General features: G+C 64.5%; 18 protein-coding genes. 10 read left to right on the top strand and 8 right to left on the bottom strand.

Features of this window, described 5'->3' with window-relative positions; translation table 11 throughout:
- Nucleotides 1-14 precede the first annotated feature (14 nt).
- The 8 genes from JWJ88_RS01875 to glmM all read left to right on the top strand — a co-directional run bounded on the left by JWJ88_RS01875 (nucleotide 15) and on the right by glmM (nucleotide 10,286).
- Nucleotides 15-965, top strand: a complete 951-nt coding sequence (locus JWJ88_RS01875) for a glycine--tRNA ligase subunit alpha (RefSeq protein ID WP_205294427.1) — start codon at nucleotides 15-17, stop codon at nucleotides 963-965.
- Nucleotides 962-1,444, top strand: coding sequence for a DUF6446 family protein (locus tag JWJ88_RS01880; RefSeq protein WP_205294428.1), 483 nt, complete (start codon nucleotides 962-964; stop codon nucleotides 1,442-1,444). Before JWJ88_RS01875 ends, JWJ88_RS01880 begins: the two co-directional genes overlap by 4 nt.
- A complete protein-coding gene (gene glyS / locus JWJ88_RS01885) occupies nucleotides 1,444-3,501 on the top strand; it encodes a glycine--tRNA ligase subunit beta (RefSeq protein WP_205294429.1) in 2,058 nt (685 codons plus the stop codon). Before JWJ88_RS01880 ends, glyS begins: the two co-directional genes overlap by 1 nt.
- Nucleotides 3,502-3,740: 239 nt before the next feature.
- The gene (locus JWJ88_RS01890; RefSeq protein WP_205294430.1) at nucleotides 3,741-6,335 is read left to right on the top strand and encodes a putative PEP-binding protein; all 2,595 of its coding nucleotides are present in this window, start codon (nucleotides 3,741-3,743) and stop codon (nucleotides 6,333-6,335) included.
- Nucleotides 6,336-6,517: 182 nt separating this feature from the next.
- Nucleotides 6,518-7,054: a cell wall hydrolase gene (locus tag JWJ88_RS01895; RefSeq protein ID WP_205294431.1), complete on the top strand. Its 537-nt coding sequence runs from the start codon at nucleotides 6,518-6,520 to the stop codon at nucleotides 7,052-7,054.
- 78 nt (nucleotides 7,055-7,132) lie between these two features.
- A complete protein-coding gene (locus tag JWJ88_RS01900; RefSeq protein ID WP_205294432.1) occupies nucleotides 7,133-7,915 on the top strand; it encodes a dihydroneopterin aldolase in 783 nt (260 codons plus the stop codon).
- 45 nt (nucleotides 7,916-7,960) lie between these two features.
- Nucleotides 7,961-8,932, top strand: a complete 972-nt coding sequence (gene folP / locus JWJ88_RS01905; protein ID WP_205294433.1) for a dihydropteroate synthase — start codon at nucleotides 7,961-7,963, stop codon at nucleotides 8,930-8,932.
- A 10-nt stretch (nucleotides 8,933-8,942) separates the two neighbouring features.
- Nucleotides 8,943-10,286: a phosphoglucosamine mutase gene (glmM, locus tag JWJ88_RS01910; RefSeq protein WP_205294434.1), complete on the top strand. Its 1,344-nt coding sequence runs from the start codon at nucleotides 8,943-8,945 to the stop codon at nucleotides 10,284-10,286.
- Nucleotides 10,287-10,369: 83 nt separating this feature from the next.
- On the opposite strand, the gene JWJ88_RS01915 is transcribed toward glmM, so the two are convergent.
- Complete coding sequence (locus JWJ88_RS01915) at nucleotides 10,370-11,491, bottom strand: FAD-dependent oxidoreductase (RefSeq protein ID WP_205294435.1); 1,122 nt, start codon at nucleotides 11,489-11,491, stop codon at nucleotides 10,370-10,372.
- A gap of 40 nt (nucleotides 11,492-11,531) precedes the next feature.
- Entirely contained in the window at nucleotides 11,532-11,954 is a 423-nt protein-coding gene (gene dksA / locus JWJ88_RS01920; protein WP_205294436.1) for an RNA polymerase-binding protein DksA, read from the bottom strand.
- Between the two features lie 160 nt (nucleotides 11,955-12,114).
- Here dksA and JWJ88_RS01925 point away from each other — a divergent pair, with 160 nt between their 5' ends.
- Together JWJ88_RS01925 and JWJ88_RS01930 are read left to right on the top strand one after the other, a co-directional pair.
- Nucleotides 12,115-12,954, top strand: coding sequence for an AAA family ATPase (locus JWJ88_RS01925; protein WP_205294437.1), 840 nt, complete (start codon nucleotides 12,115-12,117; stop codon nucleotides 12,952-12,954).
- Entirely contained in the window at nucleotides 12,951-13,391 is a 441-nt protein-coding gene (locus JWJ88_RS01930) for a GNAT family N-acetyltransferase (protein WP_205294438.1), read from the top strand. The genes JWJ88_RS01925 and JWJ88_RS01930 overlap by 4 nt, the downstream gene beginning before the upstream one ends.
- Before the next feature lie 48 nt (nucleotides 13,392-13,439).
- Here the strand turns inward: JWJ88_RS01930 and JWJ88_RS01935 are convergent, their stop codons facing one another.
- The 6 genes from JWJ88_RS01935 to JWJ88_RS01960 all read right to left on the bottom strand — a co-directional run bounded on the left by JWJ88_RS01935 (nucleotide 13,440) and on the right by JWJ88_RS01960 (nucleotide 20,841).
- Nucleotides 13,440-13,934, bottom strand: coding sequence for a lytic transglycosylase domain-containing protein (locus tag JWJ88_RS01935; RefSeq protein ID WP_205294439.1), 495 nt, complete (start codon nucleotides 13,932-13,934; stop codon nucleotides 13,440-13,442).
- Between the two features lie 146 nt (nucleotides 13,935-14,080).
- A complete protein-coding gene (gene lpdA / locus JWJ88_RS01940; RefSeq protein ID WP_205294440.1) occupies nucleotides 14,081-15,475 on the bottom strand; it encodes a dihydrolipoyl dehydrogenase in 1,395 nt (464 codons plus the stop codon).
- Between the two features lie 51 nt (nucleotides 15,476-15,526).
- On the bottom strand, nucleotides 15,527-15,919 hold the full coding sequence (locus JWJ88_RS01945; protein WP_205294441.1) for an MAPEG family protein: 393 nt from the start codon (nucleotides 15,917-15,919) through the stop codon (nucleotides 15,527-15,529).
- Nucleotides 15,919-16,176 carry a hypothetical protein gene (locus tag JWJ88_RS01950; RefSeq protein ID WP_205294442.1) on the bottom strand — a complete coding sequence of 86 codons (258 nt, stop codon included), beginning with the start codon at nucleotides 16,174-16,176 and terminating at the stop codon, nucleotides 15,919-15,921. The genes JWJ88_RS01945 and JWJ88_RS01950 overlap by 1 nt, the downstream gene beginning before the upstream one ends.
- A gap of 149 nt (nucleotides 16,177-16,325) precedes the next feature.
- Nucleotides 16,326-17,873, bottom strand: a complete 1,548-nt coding sequence (gene odhB / locus JWJ88_RS01955; RefSeq protein WP_205294443.1) for a 2-oxoglutarate dehydrogenase complex dihydrolipoyllysine-residue succinyltransferase — start codon at nucleotides 17,871-17,873, stop codon at nucleotides 16,326-16,328.
- Between the two features lies 1 nt (nucleotide 17,874).
- Nucleotides 17,875-20,841 carry a 2-oxoglutarate dehydrogenase E1 component gene (locus JWJ88_RS01960; RefSeq protein WP_205294444.1) on the bottom strand — a complete coding sequence of 989 codons (2,967 nt, stop codon included), beginning with the start codon at nucleotides 20,839-20,841 and terminating at the stop codon, nucleotides 17,875-17,877.
- Nucleotides 20,842-20,851: the final 10 nt, after the last annotated feature.

Consider the following 20,851-nt stretch of genomic DNA (forward strand, 5'->3'; position numbering starts at 1 on the left):
CGAAGGACGCAGAGATGACCAGCCCAAAGGACGGCCAAGTGGCGAAACCCGTTTGCTTTCAGGACGTGCTCCTGCGGCTGCAAACCTATTGGGCGGCACAGGGCTGCGCGGTGTTGCAACCCTATGACATGGAGGTCGGCGCCGGCACCTTCCACCCCGCGACCACCCTGCGCAGTCTGGGTGCGCGACCATGGGCCGCGGCCTATGTCCAGCCTTCGCGCCGCCCGACCGACGGGCGCTATGGCGAGAACCCGAACCGCCTGCAGCACTATTACCAGTATCAGGTCATCATCAAACCTTCGCCGCCGAACCTGCAGGAGCTTTATCTGGGCAGCCTCAAGGCAATCGGCCTTGATCCGATGATCCACGATGTCCGGTTCGTCGAGGACGACTGGGAAAGCCCGACGCTGGGCGCCTGGGGGCTGGGCTGGGAGGTCTGGTGCGACGGGATGGAGGTTAGCCAGTTCACCTATTTCCAGCAGGTCGGCGGGCACGATTGCCGTCCGGTTTCCGGCGAGCTGACCTATGGTCTGGAACGGTTGGCCATGTATGTGCTGGGGGTCGAGCATGTCATGGACATGCCTTTCAACCCGCCCGGCAGCCCGATCCCGCTGACCTATGGCGATGTGTTCCGTCAGGCCGAGCGTGAATATTCCCGCTGGAACTTCGAGCAGGCCGATACGGACATGCTGTTTCAGCACTTCAAGGACGCCGAGGCGGAATGCGACCGCATCCTGACCGCCGCCGAGACCGACAGCGCCGGCCGACGTATCCCGATGGCGCATCCCGCCTATGACCAGACGATCAAGGCCAGCCACCTGTTCAACCTTCTGGATGCGCGGGGCGTGATCTCGGTCACGGAACGTCAGGCCTATATCGGTCGCGTGCGCGCATTGGCGAAACGCTGCGCCGATCTGTTCGTCACAACCGAAGCGGCGGGTGTAGCTGCGGGAGAGGCGGTATGAGCTCGGGCAAGATCGTCGTTTCGATGCTGGTGCTGGTGGCCTTCCTGACCGGCTTTGCCGTGTGGTATTTGCAAGTATACGGCTTTTACGAAGAGATGGATGAAATCCAGGGCGCGCAACAGGTCGTCGTCACCGACGCGCAAGGCGTGGTCCACCCGGTCACCATCGGGCAGTTCCGGGCCATCGACGCCACAAGCTCGCCTATCCGCTACCGCGCCTGCTTTATGCTGGATCCGGCCCAGGTCGCGGATGCCGCACCCTATCCCGATGCGACGCCGCTGAACGGGCCGGGGTGGTTCAAATGCTATTCCGCCAAGGCGCTGACCGCCGATCTGGAATCGGGCGCGGCGCGTGCCGTGCTGGGGCAAAGCGAAATCCGCCCCGATGTGGATCTGGTGATCGCGGTCTATCCCGATGGCCGGGCCTTCGGCTGGCACCAATACAACGACAAGACCCCCGAACGCGGAGTGATGGACTGATGCCCGACCTTCTGATCGAGCTTTTCTCGGAGGAGATCCCGGCGCGGATGCAGACCCGCGCCCGTGAGGATCTGAAGAAACTCGTCACCGACGGGCTGGTCGAGGCCGGCCTGACCTATAAATCGGCCGGCGCCTTCAGCACGCCCCGCCGGCTGGTGCTGACCATCGAGGACCTGACGGAGCAAAGCCCCACGACTCGGGAAGAGCGCAAGGGCCCACGCGTCGATGCGCCCGAAGCCGCGCTCGAGGGGTTTTTGCGCTCGACCGGCCTGACCCGAGATCAGCTCAAGGCGCGGGACGACAAAAAGGGACAGGTCTGGTTTGCCACCGTCGTGAAACCCGGCCGGGCTGCCGCCGAGATCGCGGCCGAGGTGCTTGAGGCGACGATCCGCAACTTCCCGTGGCCGAAATCCATGCGCTGGGGCTCGGGCAACCTGCGTTGGGTGCGGCCGCTGCATTCTATCATCTGCCTGCTCAGCAACGAAACCGGCGCAAGCGTGGTGCCGCTGGAGATCGAGGGCATAAGCGCCGGCAACACCACCCGCGGCCATCGCTTCATGGCCCCGGACCGGATTACGGTGTCGGGCTTTGAGGATTATGCCGCCAAGCTGCGCCGCGCCCGCGTCATGCTGGACCCAGCCGAACGCGAAGCCGCGATCCGGCAAGAGGCGGCGAACCTTGCCTTTGCCCGGGGATGGGAAATCGTGCCGGATGACGGCCTGCTTGCTGAGGTCGCGGGCCTCGTCGAATGGCCGGTGCCGCTGATGGGCGCCATCGAAGAGCGGTTCCTGTCGCTGCCCCCCGAGGTGCTGCAAACCTCGATGAAGGAACACCAGAAGTTCTTCTCGGCCCGCAATCCCAAAACCGGGCGCATCGAAGGCTTCGTCACCGTGGCGAATATCGAAACGCCGGATCAGGGCGAAACCATCCTCAGGGGCAACCAGCGCGTGCTTGCCGCCCGTCTGTCGGATGCGGCATTCTTCTGGGAAAACGACCTGCGCGAGGCCAAGGCCGGGATGCAGGACTGGGCTGAGGGGCTCAAGCACGTCACCTTCCAAAGCAAGCTTGGCTCTCAGGCCGACCGTATCGCGCGCATCGCCGCGCTGGCGCGTGAAATCGCACCGCTTGTCGGGGCGGATGCGGAACAGGCGGAACAGGCAGCGCGGGTGGCGAAACTCGACCTGCGCTCGGCCATGGTCGGCGAGTTCCCGGAACTGCAAGGCACCATGGGCCGCTATTATGCACTGAATGCCGGCGTGCCCGAGCCCGTCGCCGATGCCGCCCGCGACCATTACTCGCCGCTCGGCCCCGCGGACGCGGTGCCTTCGGCCCCGGTCTCGGTCGCGGTGGCGCTGGCCGACAAGCTGGACACGTTGACCGGCTTCTGGGCCATCGACGAAAAGCCCACCGGCTCGAAAGACCCCTTCGCGCTGCGCCGTGCTGCGCTTGGTGTGATCCGGCTGGTGCTGGTGAACGGGGTGCGCGCCGATCTTGGCAAGGTTCTTGCCCAAGCCTATCCGGGTGCCGATGCGGCGGATCTGCTCGCCTTCTTCCACGACCGGCTCAAGGTCCACCTGCGGGATCAGGGTATCCGCCATGACGTCATCGATGCCGTGCTGGCGATGCCCGGCAACGACGACCTCGTCCTGCTGGTCAACCGCGCCACTGCGCTTTCGGATGTGCTGGGAACCAAGGACGGTCCCAACCTGCTGCAAGGGCTCAAGCGCGCCTCGAACATCCTCAGCCAGGCCGAGGAAAAGGATGGCGTCGAATACAGCTTCGGCGCCGATCCGAAATTCGCCGAAACCGCGGAGGAACGCGCGCTGTTCGTGGCACTGGACAGGGCCGAACCGGCCATACGCGATGCCGTGGCACGCGAGGACTTCCCCGCCGCCATGACTGCCATCGCCAGCCTGCGCGCTCCGATCGACGCCTTTTTCGAAGCGGTCCAGATCAATGCCGACAACCAGATCCTGCGCCGCAATCGGTTGAATCTGCTGTCCCGCATTCGCGATGCAGGCCGCTTGATTGCTGATTTCGGCAGGGTCGAGGGTTGATCGGCTTCTTTCGTGTCAAAATATCCCGGGGGAACGCTCCTGCGGCCCCGTCGAGGGGCCGCAGGAGCGTGGGGGCAGCGCCCCCGTTTCGGTCGGCGGTTGAGTGACCGCCATCTTGGTCCGGCTGGCACTGTCGCAGGGGTATTTGGCAACGAAGAAGCGGGTGGCGTTCGATCCTCATCCACCGCCGTTCTTCGCACTTGCAGCAATGCAGTGCCCGTGCCTAATGTGACGGCATCATGACCGCGCTGACAGATCCCGGAGCCATCGTCGAAATCACCCCCTCGGCGGGGGTCGAGACCGCGCGTCACGGCTGGCGCGCGAAATGCCTGCAACGACTGATCCGCATGGAATTGCCGGTGCCGACAAGCTTTGCCCTGTCGGCCGAGGCGGTGCGCGCCATTGCCGGCGGCCATATGCCAGACCGCGCATGTCTGGCCGCGATCATCGAGCGGGCTGACGGGCTGATCAGCGTCCGACCTTCGGCGGTGAATCCGGCATGGGGCGGGCCGGGAACGGTGCTGAATGTCGGTATCAACCACGAGCGCCACGCCCGGCTGGTGAAAAGCCGGGGCAAGGCGGCGGCGGATGCGATCTATCTGGGTTTCGTGCAGTCCTATGCGATCCATGTCGCCCGGCTGGACCCGGACATGTTCTCGGACAGCGACGGTGGGCTCGAGGCCGCGCTGCGTGCCTATGAGGATGAGACCGACGAGGAATTTCCCCAGGACCCCGCCCGCCAACTGGCCGAGGTGCTGCGCTCGATGGCGCGTGCCTGGGATGGACCGACGGCGCGGCTGTTGCGTCAGGCAAAGGGTGCGCCCGCCATCGCGCCCTTGGGCTTGGTGGTGCAGGACATGGCGCTGGCCATCGGGCCGGGGGTTACCGGCTCGGGGACCATTCAGTTCACCGACAGCGTGACCGGCGCCCCGCGCATCACTGGCCGCTTTCGTGGCCAGACCCAGGGTCGCTCCAAGGGCGAGGGGGCGGAAACGCTTTATTTGACCCGCGACCCCCGCGGCCCTTCGCTGGAGGAGGCCGCGCCCGAGGTGTTCGCCGATCTGGTCCGATTTGGCGTGGCTGCCCGCGAACGCCTGCGCGAAGAGATGCAGATCGAATTCGTCGTCTCGGACAGCCGGCTTTCGATCATCGATGCAGTGCGGCTGCAACGCAGTTCGCGCGCCAGCGTGCGCATCGCCGTCACGCTGGTCCGCGACGGCATCATCTCGCCGGAAGAGGCAGTGATGCGGGTCGAGCCACGGGCGCTGTCCGATCTGCTGCACCATCAGGTCGATCCGCGCGCGCCCCGCGACGTCATCGCGCGCGGCATCAACGCCAGCCCCGGCGCTGCGACCGGCCGTATCGTCTTTACGGCCGCCGCTGCTCAGGCCGCGCAAGCGCGGGGCGACCGCTGCGTGCTGGTGCGTCGCGAAACCGTGCCCGAGGACATCCGCGGCATGCATGCCGCAGTCGCTGTGCTGACCGAACGCGGGGGGATGACCAGCCACGCGGCGGTGATCGCCCGCGGTATCGGTCTGCCCTGTATCGTCGGCGCCAGCGACATCTCGATCGACGCCCGCGCGCGCACCCTGCTTGTCGGCAGGCGAATGTTCCACGAGGGCGAGGAAATTACCATTGACGGGACCTCGGGCGAGGTGCTGGCGGGTGCCGCCGAGATGCTGGAACCCGCGCTGGATGACAGTTTCACCCAGCTTCTGGAATGGGCCGACGCGCATTGCCGCATTTCGGTCCGCGCCAATGCCGACACGCCCGAGGACGCCCGCACCGCGCGCATGTTCAATGCGCAGGGCATCGGGCTTTGCCGCACCGAGCATATGTTTTTCAACGACCAGCGCCTGCCAGCCATGCGCGAGATGATCTTTGCTGGCAGCCCCGAGGATCGTCGCCTGTCGCTGGAGCGTCTGTTGCCCATGCAGCGCAGCGATTTCGCGGCGCTGTTCGAGATCATGGCCGGCCTGCCGGTCACGATCCGTCTTTTCGACCCGCCGCTGCACGAGTTCTTGCCGCACGACCGCGAGGGGATGCGGGAATTGGCCGAATCGCTGGACCTGCCCTTGTCGGACGTTACCCGACGGGTCGAGGCGCTGAGCGAATTCAACCCGATGCTGGGCATGCGCGGCGTGCGGCTGGGGATTACCGTGCCGGAAATCTATGACATGCAGGCCCGGGCCATCTTCGAGGCCACTATCGAGGCCAGCCATAACGGCGATCCTGTGGTGCCCGAGATCATGATCCCGCTGGTCAGCGCCCGGCGCGAGGTCGAGCTGGTCAAGACCCGCATCGACGCCGTGGCCGCGGCCGTCCGCAATGAGACGCGCAAGGACTTTACCTATCGTCTGGGCGTCATGGTCGAAACCCCGCGTGCGGCGCTGCGCGCTGGTGATATTGCCGAGCATTCGGCCTTTTTGTCATTCGGCACCAATGACCTGACGCAGATGACATATGGGCTGTCGCGCGACGATGCGGGGCGCTTCATGGGTATCTATGTCAGCCAAGGCGTATATGCCGAGGACCCTTTTCACATTCTGGACCGTGACGGGGTGGGCGAACTTGTCGCCATCGGCACCGAACGCGCCCGCAGTCACAAGCCGGACATCACGATTTCGGTTTGCGGCGAGCACGGTGGCAACCCCGAATCCATCGCCTTCTGCCTGCGGGCCGGGGTGAACTATGTCTCGTGCTCACCCTTTCGGGTGCCGATAGCGCGTCTGGCGGCGGCGCAAGAATCGATTCTCATGGCCCGGGAAGAGGCCGAATTGCCTGCGACATCAGCGCATGGCGTTCGCGGGTTTGGGCCGGAATCTGCCCGTTAACCTTTTTCTAGTCGGCGGGTTTCCGCCAAAATCCTTTAATTTCAATCGAATCGTGCCGTTCACGTCCATGTGGGCTGGCACGCCCCGTCTTGTTTCGGGCCTTTAACCCCAGATCGCCGCCCCAAGGGTGGATCTTCCGACGAAACAAGCCGGGCGGGGCCCGGACCGAAAACAGGACCAACATGTCGATTTCGAAGTCATGGCTGGCGCGCGTTTCCGTATGTGTAGCTGTCGCTCTTTCGCCTGTCGCCACCGTTCCGGCCTTGGCCGATGGAAAGCACCAGGTCGCTTATGAAACCAAGGCCACGCGTTCGCGCGAGGCTACCGCCAAGATCAATCCGACCGATCTGCAATGCCTGACCGAGGCGCTGTATTTCGAGGCGCGCGGCGAAGGCGTGCAGGGCCAGCAAGCCGTGGCCGAGGTGATTCTGAACCGCGTGGATCATCCGCGTTTCCCCCAGACCGTTTGCGGGGTTGTGAACCAGCGCGGCCAGTTCACCTATAACAAGAACGCCCGTATCCGCGAAAAAGGTACCTTCGCCCGTGTTCAAAAGGTTGCCATGGCTGCGCTGGCAGGCGCGCCCCGCACGTTGACGAACGGCGCGACCTATTTCCATGCCCGCGGCGTCAAGCCGTCCTGGAGCAACCGTTTCGAGCGCACGATCCGGATCGGCAGCCATACTTTTTATCGTTCGGATCGTCGGCTGGCCTCGAACTGAGGCGGCGACGCAAATCTGCTGCACGATGCGCGGCCCTGTCCCTTGCGGCGGGGCCGTTTTCCTGAATACACAGGCGCTATGGAACAGCCTGATCGTATCCACCTGCGCGACTATATCCTCTCGACCGAGATCGGCGCCTTCCAGACCGAGCGGGGCCAGCCGCAACGGCTGCGCTTTAATATCGAGGTTGATCTTACCTGCCACGTCGTCGGCGTGAACGATGAGGTGGACCGGATCCTGTCCTATGACATCCTGACCGGTGCCGTCGCGGCGGGGCTGGCGGACCGCCGCTATGATCTGCTGGAAACGCTGGCCGAAAAGATCGCCGCGCAGATCCTGGCCCATCCACGCGCGGCGCAGGTCTCGGTCACGGTCGAGAAGCTGGACCGCATCCCCGGGGCGTTGGGCGTGACGCTGGTGAGACGTCAGGCACGGGTCGAGGCAGAGGCCATTCAGGCCCCGATACGCGTCATCTTTCACGGCCGCGAGCTGACGCTGCCCGAGGGTGCGGTGGCGCTGGTGCCCGACGCGCCGAACCTGCCGCTGCCGCAGGGTGGCAACGCGCGCGAGATCGAATTACTGGCGCTGGATCAGGCCGCCTGGGCGCTGGCGGGCCGTCTGGGCTTGACCGTGGCCGACAGCCGCACCGAGCTGGACTGGGCGGCGACCGAACGTCGCGCCGTCGTCTGGGCGCCGGCCCGGATGGTGCGCGACGTGGCGGGGCTTGCGGCGGACCCGATCGTTCTGGCGCCGTGGCTGGCCGAGCGGCTGGGGGCAAGCCAGCTTGACTGGGCGCTGCCTGGGGGCGTGCCCGCGCCGGCGGTGCCGGCAGGTTTCCGCGTTCCGACAGGGCGGCTTTGATCTTCGTCCTTGCATCGTCCGCGCACCGGCATAAAGACCCAAGCCATGACCGAATATTTCCGCCCAATTCCCAGTGAAACGGGCCGCTGGCAACTGGCTGGCGGCTGGGTGCGTTTCTCGCAATTCGAGCTTTTACGCCGGGGGAAGGCGCCCTGCGTCGTGGACAGCGCCCCCGAGGCCGTGCTTGCGGCGCTGACCGCGCCGCGCGCGCCGCTGCTGGGCCTGTCGTTGGAATGCCCGCGCATCATGGGTATCGTCAACACCACGCCCGACAGTTTTTCGGACGGCGGCACCTATGATGGGGCCAAGCAGGCGCGGCTTTTGGCCCGGCAGGGGGCCGAGATCCTGGACATCGGCGGCGAATCGACCCGGCCGGGCGCGCGCGAGGTGCCCGTCACCGAAGAGATCGCCCGCATCACCCCGGCCATTGCTGCAGTGCGGGGGCTGGCGGCGATCTCGGTCGATACGCGCAAGGCTGCAGTGGCGCGGGCGGCTATCGGTGCAGGCGCGGGGCTGATCAACGATGTCTCGGGCTTTGATTTCGACCCTGCCATGGCCGGGGCGGTGGCGTCGGCTGGCGTGCCGGTTTGCCTGATGCATGCGCAAGGCATTCCCGAAACCATGCAGGACAACCCGACCTATGGCGACGTGCTGCTGGATGTCTATGACGCGCTGGCAGCGCGGATTGCCCGTGCCGAAACGGCCGGCATTGCCCGCGACAGGATCGTGATCGATCCGGGCATTGGTTTTGGCAAGACGCAAGAGCATAATCTGGCCATCCTGCGGCGGATCTCGGTTTATCATGGGCTGGGCTGCGCCATTTTGCTGGGTATCTCGCGCAAGCGGTTCATCGGCAGCATCGGCGGGGCCGAGCGACCGGCGGACCGGATGGCGGGAACGCTGGCACTGACATTGGCCGGGGTCGCGCAGGGCATACAGATACACCGCGTCCATGACGTGGCAGAAACAAGGCAGGGCCTTGCCCTTTGGCGGGCCGTGACCACAGAGAAAAAATGAGCGGGGCAAGATGAGCAGGAAACTTTTCGGCACCGATGGCGTGCGGGGCCGCGCCAATACCTATCCGATGACGGCCGAGATGGCGCTGCGCCTTGGCGCCGCCGCCGGCCGCTATTTCCGCCGCAAGGGCGAGGACCACCACCGTGTCGTCATTGGCAAGGACACGCGGCTGTCGGGTTATATGCTGGAGAACGCCTTGACGGCGGGGCTGACCTCGACCGGCATGAACGTGCTGCTGCTGGGCCCGGTGCCGACGCCCGCGGTGGGGTATCTGACCCGCTCGATGCGGGCGGATGTGGGCATCATGATCTCGGCCAGCCACAATCCGGCGCATGACAACGGCATCAAGTTCTTTGGCCCGGACGGGTTCAAGCTGTCCGACGAGGCCGAGGCCGAGATCGAAGCCATCGTCGAAGGCGAGATCATCCCGTCTCAGCCCAACAACATCGGTCGCGCCAAGCGCATCGACGACGGGCGTGGGCGTTATGTCGAATATGCCAAGACCACCTTCCCATCGGGCAAGCGTCTGGACGGGCTGAAGGTCGTGGTGGATTGCGCCAATGGCGCCGCCTATCGCGCCGCCCCGGATGTGCTGTGGGAACTGGGCGCTGAGGTGATTCCGCTGGGGGTCAGCCCCAATGGCTACAACATCAACGACGGGCTGGGTTCGACCCATCCTGAAGCCTGCGCCCAAGCCGTGCTGGAACATGGCGCCGACATGGGCATCAGCCTGGACGGCGATGCGGATCGGGTGATGATCGTCGATGAAATGGGCCAGGTGGCCGATGGCGACCAGATCATGGCGCTGTTGGCCGATCGCTGGGCGACGCAAGGCCGGCTGCGCGGCGGGGCCTTGGTGGCGACCGTCATGTCGAACCTGGGCCTTGAGCGGTTTCTGCAAGGGCGCGGGTTGCGGCTGGAGCGCACTGCCGTGGGCGACCGCTATGTCGTCGAACGGATGCGCGGTGCGGGCTTCAACCTTGGCGGCGAGCAATCGGGGCATATCGTGATGACCGATTACGCCACCACCGGCGATGGGCTGATCGCCAGCCTGCAATTTCTGGCGGCGATGTCGGATAGTGGCAAGCGCGCCTCGGAACTGGTGGCGCAGTTCGAGCCGGTGCCGCAGTTGCTGAAGAATGTGCGCTATGCCGTCGGCGCCGATCCGCTGTCCAAGGACAGCGTGCAGGCCGAGATCGCCCGGGCCGAGGCGCGGTTAGACGGTTGTGGCCGGGTGCTGATCCGCAAGTCCGGCACCGAGCCGCTGATCCGTGTCATGGCCGAGGCCGAGGACGAAACCGTCCTGCGCGAGGTGGTGGATAATATCGTCGCGGCGGTCGAAAAAGCCGCCTGAATGGTGCCCTTGTCTGCGCTGGCGCGCTTGTGGTGGCCTTGGCATGGGTATTTAGGCAACGAAGAAAGCCGGACGTCGCCCTGTTACACGGCTGTCGGGTCGTAGTCGTAGAGCCAGCCGAAACGTTCGATCAACCGCGTGGGCGCCAGGCGCGACACCGCGCGCAGTCCGGCATGTGCCACTGCACGGGTCGGTCCGCGCAGGTGGTAGTTGCGGGCGTTGGCATTGGCCGCAGCGACAATGCGCTGGCAGCGGGGCTGGCGCAGGGATTGGAACCGCGCCAGTGCGGTCTTTTGATCGGGCCCGGCGTCGAGGCAGGCGGCCAGCACCCATGCGTCCTCGATCGCCATGACCGCGCCTTGCGCCATGAAGGGCAGGGTGGGATGCGCCGCATCGCCGATCAGGGCGCGGTTTCCGTCCTGCCAATGCGCCGCGACCGGGTGGCGGTGGAGGCCCCAGATGCCAACCTGCTGGACCTGCGCCAGCCAGCCCGGGACGGGACCGCCGAAACGGGCAAAAGCTGCGCATAAATCCGCAGGATCGCCGGGGATCGACCAGCCCTCTGCCTGCCAATCGGGACGTTCGACCACGGCGACGATGTTGCGCTGGCCAAAGCCCAGCGGATAGCTGACCAGATGCCGGCCCGGTCCCATGAAGACCTGCGCCATCGGCGGCGCATCGGCTTCGCAGGGAACAAGCGCCCGCCAGGCGGTCTGCCCGGTGAAAAAAGGCGTCTCAACGCCGTTCAGAAGCGGGCGCAGGCGGCTTTTTACCCCATCTGCGCCGATGAGCAGCGCAACCTGGGGCAGATCGGTTACCTCATGGTCCAGCTTGATGTGGACGCCGGATTCCCGTGCGGCTTCTTCCAGCATGGCGACCAGTCGGGCGCGATGCACAAGGCGGAACGCATCTTGGGGGCGGTAACGCGCCAGATCCAGCCGCGCCACAAGCCGGCCGGCGGAATCGCAAAGCTCAACCCGTTCGGAGGGAACCGAGATGGCCCGGAATCGCGATTCAAGCCCAAGCGCGGCGAGTACGCGCACCGCATTGGGGGAAATCTGCAGGCCGGCACCGACTTCGCGCAGCGCGCCGGCGCGTTCCAGCACCGTGACCTGCGCCCCGCGTTGGGCCAATGCGCAAGCCGCGGTCAGACCGGCCACGCCTGCGCCGATGATGGTGACGGTATGCTGTTTCAGGCCGGACATGGCGCCTTACCTGCGAAAGCGGCCCCAAAGGGGCCGGCGGTCAGTCGTCGCGATGCACGCGTTCACGCCGTTCATGGCGTTCCTGCGCTTCCAGCGTCATGGTGGCGATCGGGCGCGCGTCCAGCCGTTTAAGGCTGATCGGCTCTCCGGTCATTTCGCAGTAGCCGTATTCGCCGGTTTCGATGCGCCGCAATGCCGCGTCGATCTTGGTCACCAGCTTGCGCTGACGGTCGCGGGTGCGCAGTTCCAGCGAGCGGTCGGTTTCTTCCGAGGCACGGTCGGCGAGATCGGGCACATTGCGGCCGCTGTCCTGCAATCCTTCAAGCGTTTCGGCCGACTGGTCCAGAAGTTCCTGCTTCCAAGCGATCAGTTTACGGCGGAAATATTCGAGCTGCCGCTCGTTCATGAAAGGTTCGTCTTCGGCGGGGCGATAATCTTCTGGCAGAAAGGTCTGGGCTTTCATCGTTCCTCCGGGAGCCGGGCGACTGGATGCCCGGTCCTTGCGGCCCCCTTAAAGTATGACAGATGAATTGTCACTAGCCCATTCCGACAGGTTTGGCCTGCGGCTTGCGAAGCGGGCGGTGGCTGGCTAGGTTCGCGCAGATTACGCAAAGGACAGGCGGATGCAGTTTTCCTCGACCGAGACCTATGTGGCGCCACCCGATCTGGCCATGGCGGTGAATGCGGCGATCACGCTGGAACGCCCCCTTTTGGTCAAGGGAGAGCCGGGAACCGGCAAAACCGAGCTTGCGCGGCAGATTGCCGCCAGCCTGAACCTGCCCATCGTCGAATGGAACGTCAAATCCACCACCCGGGCGCAACAGGGGCTTTACGAATACGATGCCGTGTCCCGATTGCGCGACAGCCAACTGGGCGATGCGCGGGTTCACGATATCGCGAACTACATCCGCAAGGGCAAGCTGTGGCAGGCGTTCGAGGCCGACAGCAAGATCGTCCTGCTGATCGATGAGATCGACAAAGCCGACATCGAGTTCCCCAACGACCTGCTGCAGGAACTCGACCGGATGGAATTCCACGTCTATGAAACCGGCGAGACGGTGCAGGCGCGTCATCGGCCGGTGGTCATCATCACCTCGAACAATGAAAAGGAACTGCCGGACGCCTTTTTGCGCCGCTGCTTTTTCCACTACATCCGTTTTCCCGATGCCGAGACGCTGAAGCGCATCGTCGACGTGCATTATCCCGGCCTGAAGGGCCGTATCCTTGACGAGGCTCTGACCCAGTTCCTTGAACTGCGCGAGGTTCAGGGGCTGAAGAAAAAGCCATCGACCAGTGAACTTCTGGACTGGCTCAAGCTGATCCTGGCCGAGGATCTGTCGCCCGAGGATCTGAAACGCCCGGCGGGCGAGATGCTGCCGAAACTGCATGGCGCGCTGCTGAAGAACGAACAGGACGTGGCGCTGTTCGAGCGGCTGGCCTTTATGGCGCGGCGGCAGCGATGATCCGCGCGCTTGGGCCCGACGACCGCAAGGACTGGCAACGGCTCTATCAGGGCTATCAGGCGTTCTATGGTTTCGAGGACCGGCCGGAGTCCTTTTACGACCGGGCCTTTGCACGCTTGATGGCGCAAGATCCGCGTGACTTTCACGGGCTGGTGGCCGAGGCGGATGGCAGGCTGCTGGGCCTGACGCATTATGTCTTTCACCCCAACCTGTGGCGCGACGAGGGCGTCTGCTATTTGCAGGATCTGTTCACCGCCCCCGAGGCCCGCGGCCGTGGCATCGCCCGCGCCCTGATCGAGGGTGTCTATGCCGAGGCCGACCGTGCCGGCATTCCCGCCGTCTATTGGCTGACGGCCGAAGACAACTATCCCGGCCGCATGCTCTATGACCGGGTGGGGCAGAAATCGCCCTTCATTCGCTATAACCGAAAGCTGTAAAGCAAAGGGCGGCCCAAAGGCCGCCCCCGCGATCTGCTGTCCCTCGCCTTAGCGCAGGCCGGTCGCTTGCAGCAGGCCCTTGCGCTTGGCTTCGTAATAATAGCCACGGGCATACCATTGCACCGCAGCATCCTTGTTGCCGTCGGCGACCATATAGGCGCCGCGCAGATATTTGACGCCGTATTTCAGGTTCGTCTCGGCATCCAGCAACCCGGCGGGCGAGCCGCTGTAGCCCATGCCGCGTGCCGTGGCGGGCAGGATCTGCATCAGCCCATAATAAGGGCCGTTGCGGGCGCCGGGACGATGGCGCGATTCGCGGATGACGACACGATGCACCAGATCGACCGGCACCTCGTATTCCGCGGCGTATTTGTTGATCAGCCGGCGCAGCTCGGGCGTCTCGTTCGGGTGCAGGTTGGCGATCTGCGCGGCCGAGGCGCGCGGCTCTACCAGATAGCGGCGGTCGGGATCGACCCGGTTGTCGCCGCAGGCACCGACGGTCAGCATGCCGCCCAGTACCAACAGTCCGATCATGGATTTCATGACTGCCCCTTGTCTTGTAATTGACTAAGGGATTAGCCACAGCCGGGCCTGCCGGGGAAATCAAAAGAAAGGGCCGCCCAGCAACGAGCGGCCCATCGGCGGAAACCCGCCGCACTGCGGCATGGGTTTCGGTGAAGTTTCGCCGATCAGGCGTGAATCGCGCCGTCGCCGCAGGCCAATGCCGCCTCGCGCACCGCTTCCGAGCAGGTCGGATGGGCGTGGCAGGTCAGGGCGATGTCTTGGGCCGAGGCGCCGAATTCCATCGCCACGCAGATCTCGTGAATCATCTCGCCGGCGTTGGGACCGATGATGTGACAGCCCAGCACCCGGTCGGTTTCGGCATCCGCGATCAACTTGACGAAGCCCTCGGCCTGGAACAGCGCCTTGGCCCGTGCATTGCCCATAAAGGGGAATTTGCCGACCTTGACCTTGCGGTCGCCGGCCTTTGCGGCCTCTTCCGTCAGACCGACCGAGGCGACCTCGGGCGTGGTATAGATCACGCCGGGGATGACGTCGTAATTGACGTGGCCATGCTTGCCGGCGATGACCTCGGCAACCGCCATGCCCTCATCCTCGGCCTTATGCGCCAGCATGGGGCCCGGCACTGCGTCGCCGATGGCATAGATGCCCGGTGCGCTGGTCTGCCAATGATCGTCGATCTGGATAAAGCCACGGTCGGTCAGGGCGACGCCGATCTTGTCAAGGCCAAGCCCCGCGACATAGGGACGGCGGCCGGTGGCGACCAGCACACATTCGGCCTTGATCTCATGTTCGCTGTCGTCCTTGCGCAGCTTGTATTTGACTTCGGCCTTGTCCTTTTCGACCTCGACTTCAGAGACGGCGGCGCCCAGGACGAATTTCAACCCCTGTTTCGCCAGGATCTTCTGGAACTGCTTTTGCACCTCGCCGTCCATGCCGGGGGTAATGGCGTCGAGGAATTCCACCACGGTCACCTCGGCGCCCAGACGGGCATAAGCCGAGCCCAGCTCCAGCCCGATCACGCCGGCGCCGATCACCACCATCGACTTGGGGATCTTGGGCAGGGACAGCGCGCCGGTGGAATCGACGACGATGCCGGCGTCATTGTCCACCTCGACCCCTTTCAGGCTGGCCGGTTCCGAACCCGAGGCGATAACGATGTTCTTCGTTTCATGGATCTGGTCGCCGACCTTGACCTTGCCCGGTGCCTCGATGCTGGCCCAGCCTTTCAGCCAGTCGATCTTGTTCTTCTTGAACAGGAACTCGATGCCCTTGGTGTTGCCGCCCACCGTTTCGGCCTTGTAGCCCTGCATCTTGGCCCAATCGACCTTGGGCTTGGCGCCCATCAGGCCCATCTTTTCGAAATTCTCGTGGGTTTCATGCAGCATGTGGCTGGCATGCAGCAGCGCCTTGGAGGGGATGCAGCCGACGTTCAGGCAGGTCCCGCCCAGCGTCTCGCGCCCTTCGACGCAGGCGACCTTCAGGCCCAGCTGGGCGGCGCGGATCGCGCAGACATAGCCGCCGGGACCGGCGCCGATCACGATCAGATCATAGGTGGGCATTCAGGCTCTCCTTGCAGTTCGCGGCACCTTCCCCGGCACCGCCCGTTCGGTTCAGGTAAACAATGTGGTCAGGATCATCACCATCGTGGCGATGAAACCCACCGCCCAGATGGCCGAGCGCCAAGGCGACCAGCCAAAGGCATAGGCGGGGATGTAAAGCAGCCGCGCCAGCAGATAGAGCCAGGCGCAAAATACGGTCAGGGGCGAGCCCGCATCGCCCAACACCACCAAAAGCACGGCGATGGTGAACAGGATCAGCGCCTCGAAATGATTGTTCACCGCGCGGCGCAACCGGCCGGTCAGGGCCGAGAACTCTGGTTGCGTATCGCGCGGGCTGGCGTTCCATTTGGCGCCCACATCGCGGTTCATCGATGCGGCGGCCAGGCCGATCTGCGCGGCCTGAAGCAGCGCCGCAAGGGCAAGGGCGGTGGTTTCGGCGGCCATCAGGCAGTCTCGACGAAATGGAACCGGGTGGCCGAGACACCGGCCTGACTGTTGAAGACCCCCGCTGCGCCCTCAAGATAGGCCTTGGCGGCCGCGGTGTCGTGGACTTGGTAAAGAGCCCAGACATTTTGGTCGTTCTCGCGCCACAGCTGCAAAAGCGACAGGCCGTTGTTGCGGCGATCCTCGGCATCCGCATCGAAGGCGGGCCGGAAGCTGGCGTAATCTGCGATGCTGTAATGGGCAATCATCTGGTTCATGGGACACTCCTCTGTTTCGGCCCGGCTTGCCTCTTGGGATAAGCGGCAAACGGCCCCTGCGGGTCAACGAAACGGGCCGGAAAGAGTTGCGCGGCATGGATGCCGGTGGTGGTGGACCGGGGGCGGGGCAACCGCCCCCGGAGCAGGGCTTACAGATCCATCAGCAGGCGACGAGGATCCTCGAGCGCTTCCTTGACGCGGACGAGGAAGGTCACGGCGCCCTTGCCGTCCACGATGCGGTGGTCATAGCTCAGCGCCAGATACATCATCGGGCGGATCACGATCTGGCCGTCCACGACGACCGGGCGTTCCTGGATCTTGTGCATGCCAAGGATGCCCGACTGCGGCGGGTTCAGGATCGGCGAGGACATCAGCGAGCCGTAGACGCCGCCGTTCGAGATGGTGAAGGTGCCGCCCTGCATTTCAGCCATGGTCAGCTTGCCGTCGCGGGCGCGCAGGCCAAGCTCGGCGATTTCCTTTTCGATCCGGGCAAAGCTTTTCTGCTCGGCATCGCGCACGACCGGAACCACCAGACCGTTCGGCGTGCCGACCGCAACGCCCATATGAACGAAGTTCTTGTAAACGACGTCGCTGCCGTCGATTTCGGCGTTGACCTCGGGCACTTCCTTCAGCGCGTGGCAGCAGGCTTTCACGAAGAAGGACATGAAGCCCAGCTTCACCTTGTGCTTCTTCTCGAACTGATCCTTGTAGGCGTTGCGCAGTTCCATGATCGCCTTCATGTCCACCTCGTTATAGGTGGTCAGCATGGCGGCGGTGTTCTGCGCATCCTTGAGCCGGCGGGCGATGGTGGCGCGCAGGCGGGTCATCTTGACGCGCTCTTCGCGGGCCGCATCTTCGGCCGAGCTGGGTGCGCGCGGCGCCTGTGCCGGTGCCGGGGCGGACGAGGCGGCTGCAGGTGCCGAAGCGGCGCGGGCCACGTCTTCTTTCATCACGCGGCCGTCGCGGCCGGTGCCGGTGACGGCATCACGCGCGATGCCGGCCTCGGCCATGGCCTTCTTGGCTGAGGGCGCGTCTTCGACATCCTTGCGCTCTTGCGGCGTCTCGGGGCCGGCACCGGGCGATTGCACGGCTGCCGCAGCAGCTTCGGGTTGGGCGGCGGCGGGGCTGGCGGCACCGGCCGCGCCCTCGGTGATGATGGCCAACCGGGCGCTGGCTTCTACCGTTGCGCCTTCGGGGGCGAGGATCTCGGCCAGCACGCCCGCGGCGGGGCTGGGCACCTCGACCGAAACCTTGTCGGTTTCCAGCTCGCACAGCATCTCGTCCTGTGCGACCGCGTCGCCCACCTTCTTGAACCAGGTCGCCACCGTGGCTTCGGTAACGCTTTCGCCCAGGGTGGGCACCATCACGTCGACGGATTTTCCGCTCATCTTTCTCTGTCCTTCCTGAGCCTTCGTGCCCGCATCAGCCTTGGGCAACATTTCTTCCGGGCCAGCATCGCCCTGTTCCATGATTTGTGCGAGCAGCGCATTGGGCGCGACCACCGCACCCTCGGGGGCGACGATCTCGGCCAGCTTGCCGGCGACGGGCGAGGGCACCTCGACCGTCACCTTGTCGGTTTCCAACTCGCACAGCATTTCATCCACGGCGACGCGGTCGCCCGGTTTCTTGAACCAGGTGGCCACCGTCGCTTCGGATACCGATTCCCCTAGGGCGGGGACGCGTAGTTCCACTGCCATCTCAGGCCCCGACAGTGATGGCTTCGTGGACCAGCGCCTCTTGCTCGGCCTTGTGGCGCGAGGCAAGGCCGGTGGCCGGCGAAGCCGCAGCATGGCGGCCGACATAGCGCGCCCGATCATGCTTGGCGCCGATGCGCGACAGGACCCATTCGATATTGGGCTCGACAAAGGTCCAGCCGCCCTGGTTCTTGGGCTCTTCCTGACACCAGACGATTTCGGCGTCCTTGAAGCGTTCCAGCTCTTTGGACATGGTCTGGGCCGGGAAGGGATAGAACTGCTCCAGCCGCAGGATATAGACATCGTCCGCCCCCGCCGCGTCGCGGGCCTGCGCGAGATCGTAATAGACCTTGCCCGAGCAGATCACCACGCGACGGATCTTGTCGTCGGCGACCAGCTTGAATTCGGACTTGCCGCGATCGGCGTCGTCCTGAAGCACGCGATTGAAGGTCGAACCGGCCAGGAACTCATCCGCCGTGGACATTGCAAGCGGGTGACGCAGCAGCGATTTCGGCGTCATCAGCACCAGCGGTTTGCGGAAAGGGCGCTTCAACTGGCGACGCAGGATGTGGAAGTAGTTTGCCGGGGTGGTGCAGTTCGCCACGATCCAGTTGTCCTCGGCGCACATTTGCAGCCAGCGTTCCAGCCGGGCCGAGCTGTGCTCGGGGCCCTGACCCTCGTAGCCATGCGGCATCAGCATGACGAGACCCGACATGCGCAGCCATTTCTTTTCACCCGAGGTGATGAATTGGTCGAACATGATCTGGGCGCCGTTGGCGAAGTCGCCGAACTGCGCCTCCCACAGGGTCAGGGTGTTCGGCTCGGCCAGCGAATAGCCGTATTCAAATCCCAACACCGCATATTCGGACAGCATGGAGTCGATGACTTCGTAGCGTGCCTGACCGCCGCGAATGTGGTTCAGCGGGTAATGGCGTTCCTCGGTCTTCTGGTCGATAAAGGACGAGTGCCGCTGCGAGAAGGTGCCGCGCGTCGAATCCTGACCGGCAAGCCGCACCGGATTGCCATCCAGCAGCAACGAACCAAAGGCCAGCGCCTCACCGGTGGCCCAATCGAAGCCCTTGCCGGTCTCGAACATTTGCTTCTTGGCTTCCAGCAGGCGGCCCACGGTCTTGTGCAGGTCGAACCCGTCCGGCACGCGGGTCAGCGCGCCGCCGATCTCGGCCATGGTCTCGGCGGAAATGCCGGTCTGGCCCAGGTTTTCTTCGGCATGCTCGGCCTCGATGCCAGACCATTTTCCGTCCAGCCAGTCGGCCTTGTTCGGCTTGAAGTTCTTGCCGACCTCGAACTCTTCGTTGAGGTGGGCCTGGAAGGCGGTCTTCATCTCGTCGATCACGCCCTCGGGGACCAGACCTTCGGCGACCAGACGCTCGGTATAAAGCTGCAGGGTGGTCTTGTGGCCCTTGATCGACTTGTACATCACCGGGTTGGTGAACATCGGCTCATCGCCTTCGTTGTGACCAAAGCGGCGATAGCAGAAGATGTCGAGCACCACGTCCTTGTGGAATTTCTGCCGGAACTCGATCGCGACCCGCGCGGCATGGACCACGGCCTCGGGGTCGTCGCCGTTGACGTGGAAGATCGGCGCTTCGACCATCAACGCGATATCGGTCGGATAAGGCGAGGTGCGGCTGAAATGCGGCGCGGTGGTAAAGCCGATCTGGTTGTTCACGACGATATGGATGCAACCGCCGGTACGATGGCCCTTGATGCCGGAAAGCTGGAAGCATTCCGCGACGATACCCTGACCGGCAAAGGCCGCATCGCCGTGCAGCAGGATCGGCAGCACCGCGGTGCGATGGGTCTGATCGGACATCTGGTCCTGCTTGGCGCGAACCTTGCCCAGCACCACCGGGTTCACCGCTTCCAAATGCGAGGGGTTGGCGGTCAGCGACAGGTGTACGGTATTATCGTCAAAGGTGCGGTCGGACGAGGCGCCGAGGTGATATTTCACGTCGCCCGAGCCGTCCACGTCGTCGGGCTTGTAGCTGCCACCCTGAAATTCGTGGAAGATGGCGCGATAGGGTTTGCCCATCACATTGGCCAGCACCGACAGGCGGCCGCGGTGCGGCATGCCGATTACCACGTCCTTCACGCCAAGCGCGCCGCCGCGCTTGATGATCTGTTCCATGGCCGGGATCAGCGCCTCGCCGCCGTCAAGGCCGAAGCGCTTGGTGCCCATGTATTTGACATGCAGGAACTTTTCGAAACCCTCGGCCTCGACCAGCTTGTTGAGGATGGCGCGCCGCCCTTCACGGGTAAAGGCGATTTCCTTGCCATAGCCCTCGATCCGTTCCTTCAGCCAGGCGGCTTCCTCGGGGTTCGAAATATGCATGAATTGCAGCGCGAAGGTGCCGCAATAGGTGCGCTTCATCAGGTCCACGATCTGCCGGATCGTGGCGATTTGCAGGCCAAGCACATTGTCGATGAAGATCGGGCGATCCAGATCGGCATCGGTGAAGCCGTAGGTCTTGGGGTCCAGCTCGCCGTGGTCGGGGATCTCGCGCATATCCAGCGGGTCCAGATCGGCGTGCAGATGGCCCCGGATGCGGAAGGCGCGGATCAGCATGATCGCGCGAACGCTGTCCAGCACGGCCCGCTTGAGCTGATCGTCCGTCAGGCTGACGCCTTTTTCGCCGGCCTTGGCGGCGATCTTGTCCAGTGCCGCCTTGGCCTCGGTCTTGGGCAGGATCGGCCATTCGCCGGTCAGCGCCGCCGTGTTGTCGTCGGCAGGCATCGGCGGCCAGTCGGCACGGTGCCAGCTTGCGCCCTTGGCCTCGCGGGTAACGGTGGTCTCATCGTCGCCCAGGCTGCGGAAGAAGGCGTCCCACGCCTGATCGACCGCCGCAGGGTTTTGGGCCCACTGACCGTAAAGCTGCTCGACATAGGCCGCATTATGGCCCTGCAGAAAGCTTGAGTCGTGGAAGGCCGAGTTGGGGGATTGATCGTTCATTGGCTTGCCT

Origin of the sequence: Paracoccus methylovorus, assembly GCF_016919705.1 — a bacterium.
GTDB lineage: Bacteria > Pseudomonadota > Alphaproteobacteria > Rhodobacterales > Rhodobacteraceae > Paracoccus > Paracoccus methylovorus.

Bases quoted from the DNA above. Each gene is read 5' to 3' on its own strand.
- JWJ88_RS01930 (WP_205294438.1), top strand. From the start codon at position 12,951: ATGATCCGCGCGCTTGGGCCCGACGACCGCAAGGACTGGCAACGGCTC.
- glmM (WP_205294434.1), top strand. From the start codon at position 8,943: ATGAGCAGGAAACTTTTCGGCACCGATGGCGTGCGGGGCCGCGCCAAT.
- dksA (WP_205294436.1), bottom strand. From the start codon at position 11,954: ATGAAAGCCCAGACCTTTCTGCCAGAAGATTATCGCCCCGCCGAAGAC.
- JWJ88_RS01880 (WP_205294428.1), top strand. From the start codon at position 962: ATGAGCTCGGGCAAGATCGTCGTTTCGATGCTGGTGCTGGTGGCCTTC.
- lpdA (WP_205294440.1), bottom strand. From the start codon at position 15,475: ATGCCCACCTATGATCTGATCGTGATCGGCGCCGGTCCCGGCGGCTAT.
- JWJ88_RS01925 (WP_205294437.1), top strand. From the start codon at position 12,115: ATGCAGTTTTCCTCGACCGAGACCTATGTGGCGCCACCCGATCTGGCC.
- odhB (WP_205294443.1), bottom strand. From the start codon at position 17,873: ATGGCAGTGGAACTACGCGTCCCCGCCCTAGGGGAATCGGTATCCGAA.
- glyS (WP_205294429.1), top strand. From the start codon at position 1,444: ATGCCCGACCTTCTGATCGAGCTTTTCTCGGAGGAGATCCCGGCGCGG.
- JWJ88_RS01895 (WP_205294431.1), top strand. From the start codon at position 6,518: ATGTCGATTTCGAAGTCATGGCTGGCGCGCGTTTCCGTATGTGTAGCT.
- JWJ88_RS01950 (WP_205294442.1), bottom strand. From the start codon at position 16,176: ATGAACCAGATGATTGCCCATTACAGCATCGCAGATTACGCCAGCTTC.
- JWJ88_RS01935 (WP_205294439.1), bottom strand. From the start codon at position 13,934: ATGAAATCCATGATCGGACTGTTGGTACTGGGCGGCATGCTGACCGTC.
- JWJ88_RS01945 (WP_205294441.1), bottom strand. From the start codon at position 15,919: ATGGCCGCCGAAACCACCGCCCTTGCCCTTGCGGCGCTGCTTCAGGCC.
- JWJ88_RS01890 (WP_205294430.1), top strand. From the start codon at position 3,741: ATGACCGCGCTGACAGATCCCGGAGCCATCGTCGAAATCACCCCCTCG.
- JWJ88_RS01900 (WP_205294432.1), top strand. From the start codon at position 7,133: ATGGAACAGCCTGATCGTATCCACCTGCGCGACTATATCCTCTCGACC.
- JWJ88_RS01875 (WP_205294427.1), top strand. From the start codon at position 15: ATGACCAGCCCAAAGGACGGCCAAGTGGCGAAACCCGTTTGCTTTCAG.
- JWJ88_RS01960 (WP_205294444.1), bottom strand. From the start codon at position 20,841: ATGAACGATCAATCCCCCAACTCGGCCTTCCACGACTCAAGCTTTCTG.
- JWJ88_RS01915 (WP_205294435.1), bottom strand. From the start codon at position 11,491: ATGTCCGGCCTGAAACAGCATACCGTCACCATCATCGGCGCAGGCGTG.
- folP (WP_205294433.1), top strand. From the start codon at position 7,961: ATGACCGAATATTTCCGCCCAATTCCCAGTGAAACGGGCCGCTGGCAA.